Genomic DNA, 13549 nt, shown 5'->3' with positions numbered 1-13549 from the left:
GTGGCCTTCATTGGCAACAGGCGCTTTGAGCCGGCGTTCAAGGGAGGGGACCACCTCCGTCTATCAAATGGAAGAGAAAAGGGAAAGAAAAAATGAATGTTTTGAAGATCGCTGCGTTTTCTGATGGAAGCACAGGCGGCAACCCCGCCGGCGTGATGATCACCGGCTTCTTTCCTGCCGACGCGGAAATGCAGCGGATCGCCGCGGAAGTGGGTTTTTCGGAAACGGTTTTTGCCGTCCCGGCAGGCGCCGGCTGGCGGGCGCGCTACTTCTCGCCGGAATCCGAAGTGCCTTTCTGCGGCCACGCAACGATTGCCCTGGGCGCGGCGCTGGCCCTTCAACACGGCGATGGCGTGTTTGCCCTGAGCCTGAACAAGGCCGACATCACGGTTGAAGGCAGGCGCAACGGAGACACCATTGCCGCCGCGCTGCAATCGCCGCCCACGCGCAGCCAGGCTGCGCCGGAAGCGCTGGTGCAGGCCACCCTGGAGCTGTTCGGCTACGGGCCGCCCGACCTGGACCCGCGCATTGCGCCGGCATTGGCCCATGGTGGCGCGGATCACTTGGTGTTGACCCTGAACAGCCGCGAAAAGCTGGCGGCCATGCAATACAAGCTGAACGCGGGCCGCGAACTGATGAACAAGGCGGGTTTGGTGACCATCCTCCTGGCTTACGCGGAAACGCCCCGGCTTTTTCACACGCGCAACCCCTTTGCGTCGGGCGGTGTGTACGAAGACCCGGCGACAGGCGCGGCCACCGCCGCTTTTGCGGGTTACCTGCGTGACCTGGATTGGCCGCACGGAGGCGCGATCGACATCGTGCAGGGTGAGGACATGGGTATGCGTTCGCGCTTGCATGCCCAGATTCCGCCTGCCCCGGGAGCCTCGATCAAGGTTTCCGGGACGGCGCGCATCATGCACGAGCTGGCTTAAGCCCATTACAAATAAATACGAGTTTCCCTGCATCCAATTTCCCTGTCACGTCGTTTGTATAAGGTGCTGATTTGCAGCGCATCCCATTGACCCACACTTCAAGGAGCCCGACATGAACGCTTTTTCCATCCGCAACTTCATTGCCCTGCCCGTTGTCGCCCTGGCCCTGGCCGGCGCTGCCGTCGCAGCCGATATCCAGACCACGCCGGTGCAGAACGCGCAGATCGACGACTTCGCAGCCGGCAAAAAGGCCATAGACGCCAAGAACTGGTCCGAAGCCGTGAGCAGCTTCAACAAGGTCGTGGCCAAGAACCCGAAAAACGCCGACGCCTACAACTACCTCGGTTATTCCAACCGCTGGCTGGGCAAGTACGACGAGGCTTTTGCCGCCTACGGCAAGGCCCTGGCACTGGACCCCAACCACAAGGGCGCGCTCGAATACTCGGGCATCGCCTACCTCAAGACCAACCAGAAGGCCCAGGCCGACGCCCAGTTGGCCAAGCTGCAGGCCATCTGCGCCAACTGCGAAGAAACCCGCGACCTGGCCAAGGCCGTGGCCGAGTACAAGCCGGCCGCCAAATAAGAAGAGCCCAAGAAGCACCCGAACCCCTTCCGGCGCCGCCGTGCCGCCGGGAGGTTTTGCCAGCGGTTTGACATGCGCGGCCTGAGCTGATTCGAAAGAGAAAAACCATGACCGACGCCAACCGCCTCAAATACCTGCGCATCGCGCTGCTGCTGATGGGGCTGACCTTTATCTTCGCGCTGTGGCCGCTGACCATGGTCTGGCCTTCGGGCTGGTCCTGGCATGCCGAGGGGCACTCCTACTACCTGGAGATGATCCTCGGCCTCTACGCGACGCTGGGCGTCTTCCTGCTGCTGGCGTCGCGCAACCCGCTGGCCCACCTGAGCCTGATCTGGTTTACCGTCTGGTCCAGCATCGTGCACAGCGGGATCATGGCGGTGCAGTCCTTCAGCGGCCAGCACACCATGGGCCACCTTTGGGGCGATGTGCTGGCGCTGTTTGTGGTGGCCGCCGTGCTGGCCGTATTGACACCTCGCCAAGCCTGAGACGAAAGAAATTCCATGACACACGCTTCTTCTTCATCGCGGATGCTGGCATCCACCCTCTTGTTGCTGGCCGGCCTGGCTTTTTCCGCGGGGGCCGGCGCCGCAAGCCTCTCCGTCCTGGTGCTCGACAAGGAAGGCAAACCGGCGCCCGATGCGGTTGTGGTGGTTGTGCCCTCGGCCAAAACCGGCGCGCCGCCCAAGCCCCTGCCCGAGCAGGTGACGATTTACCAGGAAAAAATGCGCTTTGTGCCGGCCGTCAGCGTGGTGGGCGTAGGCGCCAAGGCCCAGTTCGTCAACAACGATCCCTGGGAACACCATGTGCGCGCCTCGGCCGCCGGTGCGGCGCAATTTAATACGGCAGCGGGCGAAGGCTTTGAGCTGCGCCTGGACGGCAAACCCGAAGGCAAGCCGGCCAAAACCGCCGATGCCACTTTCAGCAAGGCCGGCGCCGTGCTGCTGGGCTGCCACATCCATGGCTCCATGCGCGGCCATGTGTATGTGAGCGATTCGCCCTGGGCCGTGCTGACGAATGCCGAGGGCGTGGCGCAAATCGAGCAATTGCCCGAAGGCGCGGCGCAAATCAGGGTCTGGCATGCCGACCAGCTGATAGACATCGCACCGCAAGCACATACCGTGACGGCCTCGCCGGGCAAGCTCACCTTGCAGCTCAGCGTGGTGCCGCGCCGCCGCCGGATCTGAGGGAAGCGGGCGCACACCCGCCCCCTGCCGGCCAACAGGCCGCAGCCATGACGACATATGCCTGACATGTCCGGCGGATAAAAACCCCGGACATCACTCACTCGCAAGGATACGTCTCATGCTGCATGCCAATCGCCGCGGTTTTGTCATGGGCCTCATGGCCACCGCCTCGATCACCGCCGTCAAGGCCCAAACCTCAACCCCAGCCGCCGCCCGCAGCCTGCCGCCCCTGCCCGCGGGCGAGGCGCAGGCCATCGCCACCGACCGCGGCTACTGGGCCGCCGTGCGTTCGCTCTACACCGTGACGCCCAAAACGGTGAACCTGGAAAACGGCTACTGGGGCATCATGGCCGATCCGGTGCGCAGCGAGTACCAGGCCAAGACCGACATGGTGAACCGCGAGAACTCCTACTACGCGCGTTCGCAGTTCGACGGCGATGCGGGCGAGGCCCGCAAGCTGCTGGCCGCCGCCGTGGGTGCCGCCCCCGGCGAAATCGCCTTCACGCGCGGTGCCACCGAAGCCCTGCAGCTGCTGATAGGCGGCTACAACAAGCTCAGCCCCGGCGACAGCGTGCTGTTTAGCGACCTGGACTACGACTCCATGCAGTACGCGATGAACTGGCTCAAGGACAGGCGCGGCGTAAACGTGGTGAAGTTCAACATCCCCGAACCCGCCACGCGCGAAGCCGTGCTGCAGGCCTATCGGGAAGCCCTGGCGAGCAACCCAAAAACCAGGCTGCTGCTGCTCACGCATGTGAGCCACCGCACCGGGCTGGTGATGCCGGTGGCCGAGATCGCCGCCATGGCCAAAGCCCGCGGCGTGGACGTGGTGCTGGACGCCGCGCATTCCTGGGGGCAGATCGACTTCAAGGTGGCCGACCTCGGCGTGGACTTTGTCGGCTTCAACCTGCACAAATGGATAGGCGCGCCCGTCGGCCTGGGTTTTATGTACATCGCCAAGGGGCGCCTGACCGACATAGACCGCGCGATGGCCGACGAGGACTGGCCGGCCGACGACATCCGCTCGCGGGTGCACAGCGGCACCTCCAATTTCGCGGCCTTGCTGACCCTGCCGCGGGCGTTGGCCCTGCATGCGGAAATCGGCCCCAAGGCCAAGGAGCTGCGCCTGCGCTACCTGCGCGACTACTGGGTAGCCCGCGCCCGTGAATTCAAGGGCGTGGACATCCTGACGCCGGACCAGCCCGGCATGGCCGCCGGCATCACCTCCTTCCGCCTGGCCGGCAGGAGCACGCCGGACGACTACAAGGCGCTGGTGGCGCAGCTGCGCGACAGCTATGGCGTGCTGACGGTGCGCCGCACCGGCGTGGCCAGGGGGCCTTGCATACGCGTGTCGCCGGCGCTCTACACCACCGAGGCCGACCTGGACCGACTGGTCTCGGCCTTGAAGGCCTTGGGCACCGCCTGAGCCGGCTTGCCGGGAACTGCCCCCCTTGAATTGCGAGATGCCGGTGTGCGCTCAATTCATTGAGTGGGCAATAGGAGCGCCCGGCGCGCTCGCTTTACCTGGGTTCGCGTGACACATTCCTTCGCGTGGTCGTTGATCAGCCCCACGGCTTGCATGAAGGCGTATACGGTAGTCGGCCCCACGAACTTCCAGCCCAGTTTTTTCAACTCTTTGGACAATGCATGTGATGCCGCCGAAGTCGAAATAGTTTGCGGCTCCGCAAGCTGCGTGGCCTTCGGCTCGCGGCTCCAGAAAAAAGACGCCAGCGAGCCTTCGCGATCCACCAACGCCTCGGCCATGCGGGCGTTGTGAATCACTGCCTCGATCTTCCCGCGATGACGCACGATTCCGCTGTCGGCGAGCAATCGCTTGACATCACGTTCATCAAAGCGAGCAACACGCCGGTAGTCAAAGTTCAGGAAGGCCGCTCGGAAATTCTCGCGCTTGGCGAGAATGGTGCGCCAGCTCAGGCCTGACTGGAAGCCCTCCAGGCACAGCTTCTCGAACAGGCGCAGGTCATCGGTGACCGGAAAGCCCCATTCAGTATCGTGGTAATGGAGGAACTCCGGGGCGGCGGCACACCAACGGCAACGTGGCTGTCCATCGGGCCCTGGAAAGATCGCATCCATGTCAAGCGTGACCCAGCAGGAACTGCAGACGTTCGTCGGTCCTGTTGAGGGCTATTTCCGCAATTTCGGCCTCGACCACGTTTTCCGCCACAAAGGGATCGAGCGCCACACGCGCTTGCAGCGCTTCGCGTGTGGTGTTGTGCGCTAGAACCATGCCACCTTGGTTGCCTGCGAGGCTACCCGTCGCAAGAAAGACCTCATCGTCGAACCCTTGGCCTATCCAGCGCTTGTGCTCCGCCATGTGCTGCGCCGCCTGGCCCTTGTTGCTTGAAAACCTGAGAAAAATACAGAACATGAACAACCCTCTTGAAGTGATGACTAGCGCGAACCGCTTGAGACGGCCTTTTTTGCGGTGGCACAAGACCGGACCCAGGCTGTCGTGAGGTCCACCTCATGCCGCACGAAGTCTTCGTCGTGCAGAGACTGCGCCAGCACAGCCACACCCTGGCTGCGCGCCAGGAGATGCAGAGCAAGGGCATCCGCGTCTTTGCCGCGGCCCATTTCCTGGAACTGGCCTCGCAGCCACACCCGGAAGATATCCAGGATGGCATCAGCGTCACCTTGCCCCGGATGCCCGAGCTTTGCCAGTTCCATGCATAGGGTGCCCACTGGACAACCATGGCGCATGATCTTGGACTGATTGCGTATCAGCAGGGTAACGAAGAGCTGGATGCGGTCTTGCGCGTTTTTGCCATCGGCCTCCCATTGCGCCAGCATCGCGCGCGTGCGCTTGAGCCGCTCGGTAATAACTGCCGCCAGGATTTCATCCTTGGTCTTGAAGTGATGGTAGAAGTTGCCCCGCGAAATCTTCACGGCATCCGCAATGTTCGAGAAGGATGTGTGTTCGAACCCTTGCTCATAGAACAAGGTGTCTGCAGCTTGGACGATGCTGTCGCGGGTCGGTGTGGCCATGAATAAGGCAATGAATCTGAATTTCGCGAAATTCTAGGACGGTCATCCTAATTCGTCAATTGCAGATCGGCAGAATCCCGGCGTATTCATCGCGGGCCGGATAGTCGTTCTTGATGCCGAAGTCCGGCGTTTGGACTAACTCGCCGGGGTTCGGCCGTTGACAGAAGCTTTCACGAAACTTACATTGAAGCCTCGCACGGAGGCTTTATGTTTGATCCCTCTGACCCTTCCAACCCGTCTTCAACATCGGCCCGGTCGCTGTACTGGCATCACATCACGCTGGCCCAGCTGCAGCGTGTCAAGGACTGGCGCGAGGCGCAGCGGGGGGCGCACCCCCTTGAATGCCAGATCTGGGAAGCGGTGCTGACCGCCTGGCTTATGGGCTGGACGGGCTGGCTGCCGGCTTATGCCTTTGAGGCGGCCTGGGCTTACCCGCTGTGTGTGCTGGGCCTGCTGGCGCCGCGGCTGTATGTGTATGCCAGGGCGCGCGCGCACCTTGCGCGGCGTCTCAGGTGTGACTGGCTGGAATTGGTCGTCTGAACTAGAGTGGTGGGATGAATGCTCCTACCCCACCCTCCCTGACCTGCTTCACCCTCAACACCAGCCATCACATCGCCCACCTGGTGCTCAACCGCCCCGAGGCGATGAACACCATGCATCCGCTGTTCTGGCGCGAGCTGGACGCGGCGCTCACGCATATCCACCAAAGCGGCGAGGCGCGTGTATTGGTGATCTCGAGCACCGGCAAACATTTCAGCGCGGGCATGGCGCTGGAGACCTTCGGCAGCGAGATCGCCCTGGACGACAGCAGCCCCGAAGGCCGTGCCGCCATCTTCGACCTGCTTGCCGGCATGCAAGCCACCTTCAGCAAGCTCGAGAGCCTGCGCATCCCGGTGATCGCGGCCATCCAGGGTGGCTGCATAGGCGGCGCGGTCGACATGGTGACGGCCTGCTGCCTGCGCTACGCCACGGCCGACGCGTTTTTCTGCATCCAGGAAATCAACATCGGCATGGTGGCCGACGTGGGCACCTTGCAGCGCCTGCCCAAGCTGCTGCCGCTGGCCGTCGTCAAGGAGCTGGCCTACACCGGGCGCCGCCTGCCCGCCGCCAGGGCGCTGGGCTATGGCCTGGTCAACGAGGTGTTTGAGTCCAGCGAAGCCATGCTGGCCGCCGCCATGCAGTGCGCGAACGAAATCGCCGCCAAGCCGCCGGTGGCCGTCTGGGGTACCAAGCAGGCCGTGCACTATGCGCGCGACCACTCGGTGGACGACGCGCTCAAACAGATGGGCTGGCTGCAGGGCGCGATCTGGAGCAACGCGCATGTGCGCGAATCCGTGACGGCCATGAAGGAAAAGCGCGCGGGGCAGTTCCCGGGGTTGACGCCGCTGAAAAACTTCAGCGAGTTCGGGCAGTAAACGCAAGCCGCCTATTGGCGCGCGGTGCGCACGCTGGATGGCAGCGCCTGCGGGTGGCTGGTACGGAAGGGGTTGATGTCCAGCCCGCCGCGGCGCGTGTAGCGCGCATAGACCGAGAGCTTGAGCGGTTTGCAGCGCGTCCAGATGTCCATGAAGATGCGCTCCACGCACTGCTCATGGAACTCGTTGTGGTTGCGAAAGCTCACCAGGTATTGCAGCAGGCCTTCCTGGTTGATCTGCGGGCCCGCGTAGCGTATCTGCACGCTGCCCCAGTCGGGCTGGCCGGTGACCAGGCAGTTGCTTTTGAGCAGGTTGCTGGTCAGGGTTTCCTCGACGGGCGGCTCGTCGAATTCGGCAAACAGCAGTTCGGGCGCGGGCTGGTAATGGATGCACTCCACGTCGAGGCGGTCCAGGTTCAGGCCGTCGAGTTCATGCACGGGTTCGCGGTCGAACAGCTCGGGGCCCAGGGTGGTGATGCCTACGCCGGTGCCGACCACGGCATTGAGGTCGGCGCGTATGCGTTCGCGCACCTCGCGCGCGTCGGCAAAACGCGTGTTGTTAAAGCTGTTGAGGTAGAGCTTGAAGGACTTGCTCTCGACGATGTTGGGCGACTCGCAGGGCACGGTGATGTGGGCCAGCGCCACTTGTGGCTTGCCGCGCAGGTTGAGCCAGCTCAGCTCAAACGCCGTCCACAGGTCGGCGCCGAAAAAAGGCGGCGTGCCGGTCACGCCGATTTCGGCGCGCTTGCCCTCGCGCGGGATAGGGAAGAGCAGCGAGGCGTCGTACTGGTCGATATAGGCCGAGGCCTTGCCCAGCTGGGATTGTTCAGGGGTGTTCATGTGGACTCGATTGTCTTCTAACCCGCAGTTGTGGCCCTGAAGTGGGGAATCAAGAGGGCCAATAAACGCTCCACCACCCCGGGCGGCAAATCATGGCCCATGCCCTCAATGCTTTCAAAGCGCGCGCCGGGAATGCGCCTGGCCGTGTCCTGGCCGCAGGCCATGGGCACCAGCGGGTCGGCGCGGCCGTGCAGCACCAGCGTGGGCGCCTTCACCTGGGCCAGCGCCGCGGCGCGTGTGCTGTCGGCGGCAATCGCCACCATCTGGCGCAGCACGCCTTGCGGGTGGAAGCTGCGTTGCGCCGCGGCGGTCATTTTTTCGCGCAGCTCGGCCTCGGGTGTCGGGAAGCCAGGGCTGCCTATGGCCTTGAGCAGCTTGACGGTGTGGTCCACGGCCGCCTGCACGCCCTTCCCGGCGGGCCGGCTCAACAGCACGCGGGTGACGGCCGGGCTGGCCTCAGGCAGGCCGCGCGCACCGCTGGAGCTCATGATGCTGGTCAGGCTGAGCAGGCGCGAGGGCGCCAGCACCGCCACGCGCTGCGCGACCATGCCGCCCATGCTGACGCCCACCACATGGGCCTTGGCGATGTGCAGCGCATCGAGCACGCCCACGGTGTCGGCGGCCATGTCCTGCACGCTGTAGGGTGGGCGTATGCGCCAGCCCAGGCGGAACTTGAGGCCTTCCCAGAGCAGGCTGGGCGACCCCAGGTGGTCGAAGTGCTGCGACAGGCCTATGTCGCGGTTGTCAAAGCGCAGCACCCGAAAACCCGCATCGGCAATCGCCTGCACCATGGCCGGCGGCCAGGCGATGAGCTGCATGCCCAGGCCCATGATGAGCAGCACCACGGGCCGGCCCGTGGTGTCGCCGGGGTGGGTGTCTTCGATTTCGATATCGATGCCGTTAGCTTTGATTTTCATGAGGCATTATGGTCTTCGCTCCTCAAAACGCCTCCATCACAGCGTCGCCTACGCGTCTCGATACCCGCTTTCAATCTGCGTAAATCTGCGAAATCTGTGGATAAAAAATCATCCGCAGATTTCGCAGATTTACGCAGATAAAGAAATAAAGAAACCGTGAGGCGGAGTTTTTTGTTCTGCGGATGAGGGATTGGAGTTCAAATGAATTCGCGTTCTCGGAGCCACTTGGTAGCAATCCACTTCTCGCCTGATTTCACCGGCTCACCTCCATGCAGCGTGAGGCTTGCGGGATGCGCCAGCGCATAACTGAAAAACACCGCACTGCCCTGCTGCGGCCGCACGCGCAGGCCTATGTCGGGGAACACCGTGGCGCCGCCCTCTTCGGGCTCGCGCAAATACATGATGAGGCTGGCCACGCGCTGGCCGCCGCGCCGCAGTATGGCGGCGGTGCCGGGCTCGCCGGGGTCGAAGTAGTCGTAATGCGGCTTGTACTCGGCGCCGCGCCGGTAGCGCAGCACCTGCAGGCCTTCGCCATTTTGTACCGGCCAGTTCAGCAGCCTGGCGATGCGGGCCTCGATGCGGCGAATCGCCTCGTTCTCGCCGCGCGTGTAGAACATGCCGTGGCTGGTGCGGTCGTGGTTGAGCTCTTCGCCGCCGGTGCGTATGTCCACGGTCAGCGAGCGTGCCAGGCGCGATTCGGCCGCCGCGATGAGCGCCTCGCATTCTGCGGCGCTGAGCAGGTTGTCGAACACCCAGAGTTCGGGCGCGCTGCGGTGTTCGCGCACCATCACCCATTTGTCGCCCGCGTCCACCATGGCGCCGGCGGCGTCGGCCCGGACGCTGGGCACGGCCTGCGCGGGCTGCGGCATCGCCGCTTCGCCGGCGGCCTGCAAGCCCAAAACCCGGTTGGCGGCGGCGGCATGCCAGCCGGCGTCCAGTAGCGCCTGGAAAACCTCGTGCTGCCCATGACCGGCCGCGAGCTGCTGCGCCACCCAGTCCTGCATCTCGCGCGTGATGGCCTGGGTTTGCATGGTCGTGGGCTGGGGGGTGCGGCCTCAGGCGGCCTGTTGGCGCCGGAACACCAGCCGGTCGGGTTCCGAGGCCTTGGGGTCGAAGCGGTAACCCTCGGCGTCAAAGCTCTCAAGCTTTTTGACCGTGGCGATTTTTTTCTCGATCGCATAACGCAGCATCAGGCCGCGCGCGCGTTTGGCGTTAAAGCTGATGATTTTGTACTTGCCGCCCTTGAACTCCTCGAATACGCAGCTCACCACGCGCGCCTTGAGCACCTTGCGGTCCACGGCCTTGAAGTATTCCTCGCTGGCCAGGTTGATGACCACGGGCGTGGTGTCGGCGGCGGCGCGTTCGTTGAGGTAGTCGGAGATTAACGAGCCCCAGAACTGGTAGAGGTTTTTGCCCTGGGGCGTGGCCAGCGCCGTGCCCATCTCGAGCCGGTAGGGCTGCATGCGGTCCAGCGGCCGCAGCACGCCGTAAAGGCCGCTCAGGATGCAGACATGGTCCTGCGCCCAGTCGAGTTGCGCGGCACTCAAGGTCCTGGCGGCGAGGCCGCCATACACATCGCCGTCAAAGGCCAGCGCGGCCTGTTTGGAATTCTTGGCGGTGAACCTGGGCGACCAGGCCTGGTAACGCGCCACGTTCAGGCCCGCGAGCGCGTCCGACAGCTTCATCAGGCTGCTGATCTGCTGCGGGGTCTTGGTCTTGAGCACTTCAATCAATTGCGCCGACTGGCGTGTGAACAGGGCTTGGGTGTGGGTGTCTACGTGGGGCGGCGTGTCGTAGTCCAGCGACTTGGCCGGCGAGATGAGAAACAGCATGCTTTGAGTTGTTGGAGTAAGGCCAGTAAGGCGAAACCCCCACTTTACGACAGGCGTGCTGCAACACGGGCACGCGCCGCAAAAAACCTTAAACCAAATCGCTGGCCAATGAAGCCAAGGTCTCCGCGGGAATGCTCACATGCGCCGGGTAATGCGTATGGTCGCAGCCGAGCTTGACGCCGGCGCCGGCTTTGACCGCCGCGCGCATGGCCGGGTCCAGCTCGAAGCGCACAAAGTGCACGGCCGAGGTTTTTTCGTCGTTCTCGCGGTCCATGTCTTCGTCAGCGATCGCATAGACGCGGCCATGGCCTTCGACCTCGATGAACATGCGGTCCTCCACACCGATCAGCCGGGCCAATTCACGTTTTCGCTCGCTGACGTCGGGGTACTCCAGCATCAGCGTGCCCTTCCAGTTGGTCCCGTCGGGCATCAGCGGCGCGTAGGCCTCTATCTCCTGCTCTATGCCCTCCTCTTCAAAGATTTTCTCGATGCGCAGCATCTCCTGGATCTGGTAGCGGATGCTGGTCTCGCTTTCAAACTGCAAGTTGACATGCTCGCCCAGGCGCACGCTGCGCAGCTTGCGGTGGGCGATGATGGCGGGCTTGTTCTCCTTGCGGTATTTGCTGTAGGCCTCCAGCGTCATCAGGGATTCGCGGGTGATCTTTCCGGTGGTCTTCATGGCGGCGTCCTGCTGGTCGGGGCTTATTTCAGGCCGTAGGCCGTGCGTATCAAGGTGAGCGGGTGTTTTTGCGGCGGCGCGCCCAGGCTGTTGACCTCAAAGCCCTGGGCGATATGGTGGCCGCCCAGCGGGCAGTCGCTGCTGATGACGTCGGGCGGGCCGCCATCCTTGTGGCTGGCCATGGCCTTGAACAGCGGCTTGCCGATTTTCATGGCCTGCTGGTGGTAGGGCACCTTGACGCCAAAGGTGCCGGCATGGCCGGAGCAGCGCTCGTGCGTGTGCACGCTGGTGCCAGGCACCATCTTGAGCATCTCCTCGGTTTTCTTGCCGATGTTCTGCACGCGGCCGTGGCAGGGAATCTGGTAGCTGATTTTGCCCAGCGGCGTGGGGAATTCGGTCTTGAGCAGGCCGTCGCGCCTGCGCGCCATCAGGTATTCAAACGGGTCCCACATATGCTCCTTGACGAGCTGCACCTCGGCGTCATCGGGGTACATCAGCGGCAGCTCCTGCTTGAACATCAGGGTGCAGCTGGGCACGGCGCTCAGGATGGCGTAGCCCTCTTTCGCGTATTTCACCAGCACCGGGATGTTGGCCTCCTTGCTGGCGTTGACCGAGGCCAGGTCGCCGAGCTCCAGCTTGGGCATGCCGCAGCATTTTTCCTTTTCCACCAGCACATAGGGCACTTCGTTGTGGTCCAGCACCTTGAGCAGGTCGTGGCCTATGCCGGGCTCGTTGTAGTTGATGTAGCAGGTTGAATAAATCACCACCTTGCCGGGCGTCTTGGCCCCGTCCTTGACGGCATGCGGCGGCGATTCGGGCGCGCCCGAGCGGAATTTCTTCGTCGCCAGGTCCGGCAGCCAGGCGTTTTTGTCCACGCCCAGCACTTTTTGCATCACGGCGCGCGCCGGTTTGGTCTTGTTGACCGCATTGGCCACCTGGACCACGATGGGAATGCCGGCGAACTGGCCGTGCACGTCGGTGGACGACAAAAACCTTTCACCGGCGCCGACCTCGCCCTTCTTGAACTTGATGGCCTTGGCGCGCAGCATGGTGTGGGGAAAATCGAGGTTGAACTCGTGCGGCGGCACATAAGGGCATTTGGTCATGTAGCAGAGGTCGCACATATAGCACTGGTCGACCACTTTCATGTAGTCCTTCTTGTCCACGCCGTCGACCTCGCCGGTCTTGCTTTCGTCGACCAGGTCAAACAAGGTGGGGAAGGCGCCGCACAGGCTCACGCAGCGGCGGCAGCCATGGCAGATGTCGAAGATGCGCTCCATCTCGTGCAGGGCCGCTTCTTCGTTATAGAAGTCCGGGTTTTTCCAGTCGATCGCGTGGCGCGTGGGCGCCTGGAGGTTGCCTTCTGTGGCCATGTCTTGTCTCTTCCATTGCTCCCTCGCCCCATCGGGGAGAGGGTTGGGGTGAGGGGCTTCAGCCAAGGTGAAGGCAAGGCTCAATCTATCGCCTCCCGCCCTCACCCTAACCCTCTCCCAGAGGGAGAGGGAACAAGCAGCCTTAATCGACCAGTTCGGCCAGCGCTTTTGAATAGCGGTTGGCGTGCGAACGCTCGGCCTTGGCCAGGGTCTCAAACCAGTCGGCCACTTCATCATGGCCTTCGTCGCGCGCGGTCTTGGCCATGCCGGGGTACATGTCGGTGTACTCGTGGGTTTCGCCGGCGACGGCGGATTTGAGGTTGTCGCGCGTGGCGCCGAAGGGCAGGCCGGTGGCGGGGTCGCCGCATTGCTCCAGCCATTCGAGGTGGCCGTGGGCGTGGCCGGTTTCACCTTCCGCGGTGGAGCGGAACAGCGCGGCCACATCGGGCTGGCCTTCAACGTCGGCCTTGTTCGCGAAATACAGGTAGCGGCGGTTGGCCTGCGATTCGCCGGCAAATGCGGCTTTCAGGTTCTCTTCCGTCCTGGAGCCTTTGAGAGCAGCCATGGAAATCTCCTTCGTGGGTTGATGGATGAACAAATCGCCAATGCTTCAAGCCAAGCCGCAGATGTCCAGCGCGAGGACTGAAGACCAGAACACCTTAGACCTGTTCGGCCGCTTCGTCTAATTGCCGGAGTCAATGTATGAAATTAATAAAAACTATAAATACGTAACTATTGATAACACTTATCAATTACAGATTGAGCGGCCATAGAGCTTTCGCTGTAGCG

At 63.1% G+C, this 13549-nt stretch carries 17 protein-coding genes; 7 read left to right on the top strand and 10 right to left on the bottom strand.

Annotated elements, in window-relative coordinates; translation table 11 throughout:
* Window positions 1-92 precede the first annotated feature (92 nt).
* The 5 genes from AC1DUN_RS15395 (at window position 93) to AC1DUN_RS15375 (ending at window position 4125) form a co-directional block, all read left to right on the top strand.
* Complete coding sequence (locus AC1DUN_RS15395; RefSeq protein ID WP_477714710.1) at window positions 93-932, top strand: PhzF family phenazine biosynthesis protein; 840 nt, start codon at window positions 93-95, stop codon at window positions 930-932.
* Window positions 933-1044: 112 nt separating this feature from the next.
* Entirely contained in the window at window positions 1045-1515 is a 471-nt protein-coding gene (locus AC1DUN_RS15390; RefSeq protein WP_477714709.1) for a tetratricopeptide repeat protein, read from the top strand.
* Between the two features lie 107 nt (window positions 1516-1622).
* Window positions 1623-2000, top strand: a complete 378-nt coding sequence (locus AC1DUN_RS15385) for a DUF6632 domain-containing protein (RefSeq protein ID WP_477714708.1) — start codon at window positions 1623-1625, stop codon at window positions 1998-2000.
* 15 nt (window positions 2001-2015) lie between these two features.
* Window positions 2016-2699, top strand: a complete 684-nt coding sequence (locus tag AC1DUN_RS15380) for a cupredoxin domain-containing protein (protein WP_477714707.1) — start codon at window positions 2016-2018, stop codon at window positions 2697-2699.
* Between the two features lie 118 nt (window positions 2700-2817).
* Window positions 2818-4125 carry an aminotransferase class V-fold PLP-dependent enzyme gene (locus AC1DUN_RS15375; RefSeq protein WP_477714706.1) on the top strand — a complete coding sequence of 436 codons (1308 nt, stop codon included), beginning with the start codon at window positions 2818-2820 and terminating at the stop codon, window positions 4123-4125.
* Between the two features lie 56 nt (window positions 4126-4181).
* Here AC1DUN_RS15375 and AC1DUN_RS15370 read toward each other — a convergent pair whose 3' ends face one another.
* Genes AC1DUN_RS15370 through AC1DUN_RS15360 form a run of 3 tightly spaced genes read right to left on the bottom strand, consistent with a single transcriptional unit; the run spans window position 4182 to window position 5705 of the window.
* On the bottom strand, window positions 4182-4793 hold the full coding sequence (locus AC1DUN_RS15370) for a DNA-3-methyladenine glycosylase I (protein WP_477714705.1): 612 nt from the start codon (window positions 4791-4793) through the stop codon (window positions 4182-4184).
* A 1-nt stretch (window position 4794) separates the two neighbouring features.
* Window positions 4795-5088 carry a YciI family protein gene (locus AC1DUN_RS15365; RefSeq protein WP_477661217.1) on the bottom strand — a complete coding sequence of 98 codons (294 nt, stop codon included), beginning with the start codon at window positions 5086-5088 and terminating at the stop codon, window positions 4795-4797.
* A gap of 23 nt (window positions 5089-5111) precedes the next feature.
* Window positions 5112-5705 (bottom strand): TetR/AcrR family transcriptional regulator, encoded by a 594-nt coding sequence (locus AC1DUN_RS15360; RefSeq protein ID WP_477714704.1) that lies wholly within the window; start codon window positions 5703-5705, stop codon window positions 5112-5114.
* Window positions 5706-5912: 207 nt separating this feature from the next.
* Here AC1DUN_RS15360 and AC1DUN_RS15355 point away from each other — a divergent pair, with 207 nt between their 5' ends.
* Window positions 5913-6245: a hypothetical protein gene (locus AC1DUN_RS15355; RefSeq protein WP_477714703.1), complete on the top strand. Its 333-nt coding sequence runs from the start codon at window positions 5913-5915 to the stop codon at window positions 6243-6245.
* A gap of 14 nt (window positions 6246-6259) precedes the next feature.
* A complete protein-coding gene (locus AC1DUN_RS15350) occupies window positions 6260-7120 on the top strand; it encodes an enoyl-CoA hydratase-related protein (RefSeq protein ID WP_477714702.1) in 861 nt (286 codons plus the stop codon).
* A gap of 11 nt (window positions 7121-7131) precedes the next feature.
* Here AC1DUN_RS15350 and queF read toward each other — a convergent pair whose 3' ends face one another.
* The 7 genes from queF to AC1DUN_RS15315 all read right to left on the bottom strand — a co-directional run bounded on the left by queF (window position 7132) and on the right by AC1DUN_RS15315 (window position 13325).
* Complete coding sequence (gene queF, locus AC1DUN_RS15345) at window positions 7132-7959, bottom strand: NADPH-dependent 7-cyano-7-deazaguanine reductase QueF (RefSeq protein WP_477714701.1); 828 nt, start codon at window positions 7957-7959, stop codon at window positions 7132-7134.
* Between the two features lie 17 nt (window positions 7960-7976).
* Complete coding sequence (locus AC1DUN_RS15340; RefSeq protein WP_477714700.1) at window positions 7977-8876, bottom strand: alpha/beta fold hydrolase; 900 nt, start codon at window positions 8874-8876, stop codon at window positions 7977-7979.
* A gap of 197 nt (window positions 8877-9073) precedes the next feature.
* On the bottom strand, window positions 9074-9907 hold the full coding sequence (locus AC1DUN_RS15335) for a 2OG-Fe(II) oxygenase (protein ID WP_477714699.1): 834 nt from the start codon (window positions 9905-9907) through the stop codon (window positions 9074-9076).
* 24 nt (window positions 9908-9931) lie between these two features.
* Window positions 9932-10708, bottom strand: a complete 777-nt coding sequence (gene yaaA, locus AC1DUN_RS15330) for a peroxide stress protein YaaA (protein ID WP_477714698.1) — start codon at window positions 10706-10708, stop codon at window positions 9932-9934.
* Between the two features lie 88 nt (window positions 10709-10796).
* Entirely contained in the window at window positions 10797-11387 is a 591-nt protein-coding gene (locus AC1DUN_RS15325) for a DUF3501 family protein (protein ID WP_477714697.1), read from the bottom strand.
* A gap of 23 nt (window positions 11388-11410) precedes the next feature.
* On the bottom strand, window positions 11411-12760 hold the full coding sequence (locus AC1DUN_RS15320) for a (Fe-S)-binding protein (protein ID WP_477714696.1): 1350 nt from the start codon (window positions 12758-12760) through the stop codon (window positions 11411-11413).
* Window positions 12761-12902: 142 nt separating this feature from the next.
* On the bottom strand, window positions 12903-13325 hold the full coding sequence (locus AC1DUN_RS15315) for a rubrerythrin family protein (RefSeq protein ID WP_007867167.1): 423 nt from the start codon (window positions 13323-13325) through the stop codon (window positions 12903-12905).
* Between the last annotated feature and the right edge of the window lie 224 nt (window positions 13326-13549).

It is taken from the genome of Polaromonas sp. P4_F6 (assembly GCF_056401275.1).
Note: the sequence above shows the minus strand (reverse complement) of the source record. Positions and strands in the feature narration are given on the sequence as shown.

What these genes read in the sequence shown, in the direction of transcription:
- AC1DUN_RS15390 (WP_477714709.1), top strand. Translation starts at nt 1,045, where the DNA reads ATGAACGCTTTTTCCATCCGCAACTTCATTGCCCTGCCCGTTGTCGCC.
- AC1DUN_RS15370 (WP_477714705.1), bottom strand. Translation starts at nt 4,793, where the DNA reads ATGGATGCGATCTTTCCAGGGCCCGATGGACAGCCACGTTGCCGTTGG.
- AC1DUN_RS15335 (WP_477714699.1), bottom strand. Translation starts at nt 9,907, where the DNA reads ATGCAAACCCAGGCCATCACGCGCGAGATGCAGGACTGGGTGGCGCAG.
- queF (WP_477714701.1), bottom strand. Translation starts at nt 7,959, where the DNA reads ATGAACACCCCTGAACAATCCCAGCTGGGCAAGGCCTCGGCCTATATC.
- AC1DUN_RS15320 (WP_477714696.1), bottom strand. Translation starts at nt 12,760, where the DNA reads ATGGCCACAGAAGGCAACCTCCAGGCGCCCACGCGCCACGCGATCGAC.
- AC1DUN_RS15365 (WP_477661217.1), bottom strand. Translation starts at nt 5,088, where the DNA reads ATGTTCTGTATTTTTCTCAGGTTTTCAAGCAACAAGGGCCAGGCGGCG.
- AC1DUN_RS15350 (WP_477714702.1), top strand. Translation starts at nt 6,260, where the DNA reads ATGAATGCTCCTACCCCACCCTCCCTGACCTGCTTCACCCTCAACACC.
- yaaA (WP_477714698.1), bottom strand. Translation starts at nt 10,708, where the DNA reads ATGCTGTTTCTCATCTCGCCGGCCAAGTCGCTGGACTACGACACGCCG.
- AC1DUN_RS15325 (WP_477714697.1), bottom strand. Translation starts at nt 11,387, where the DNA reads ATGAAGACCACCGGAAAGATCACCCGCGAATCCCTGATGACGCTGGAG.
- AC1DUN_RS15380 (WP_477714707.1), top strand. Translation starts at nt 2,016, where the DNA reads ATGACACACGCTTCTTCTTCATCGCGGATGCTGGCATCCACCCTCTTG.
- AC1DUN_RS15395 (WP_477714710.1), top strand. Translation starts at nt 93, where the DNA reads ATGAATGTTTTGAAGATCGCTGCGTTTTCTGATGGAAGCACAGGCGGC.
- AC1DUN_RS15340 (WP_477714700.1), bottom strand. Translation starts at nt 8,876, where the DNA reads ATGAAAATCAAAGCTAACGGCATCGATATCGAAATCGAAGACACCCAC.
- AC1DUN_RS15375 (WP_477714706.1), top strand. Translation starts at nt 2,818, where the DNA reads ATGCTGCATGCCAATCGCCGCGGTTTTGTCATGGGCCTCATGGCCACC.
- AC1DUN_RS15385 (WP_477714708.1), top strand. Translation starts at nt 1,623, where the DNA reads ATGACCGACGCCAACCGCCTCAAATACCTGCGCATCGCGCTGCTGCTG.
- AC1DUN_RS15360 (WP_477714704.1), bottom strand. Translation starts at nt 5,705, where the DNA reads ATGGCCACACCGACCCGCGACAGCATCGTCCAAGCTGCAGACACCTTG.
- AC1DUN_RS15315 (WP_007867167.1), bottom strand. Translation starts at nt 13,325, where the DNA reads ATGGCTGCTCTCAAAGGCTCCAGGACGGAAGAGAACCTGAAAGCCGCA.
- AC1DUN_RS15355 (WP_477714703.1), top strand. Translation starts at nt 5,913, where the DNA reads ATGTTTGATCCCTCTGACCCTTCCAACCCGTCTTCAACATCGGCCCGG.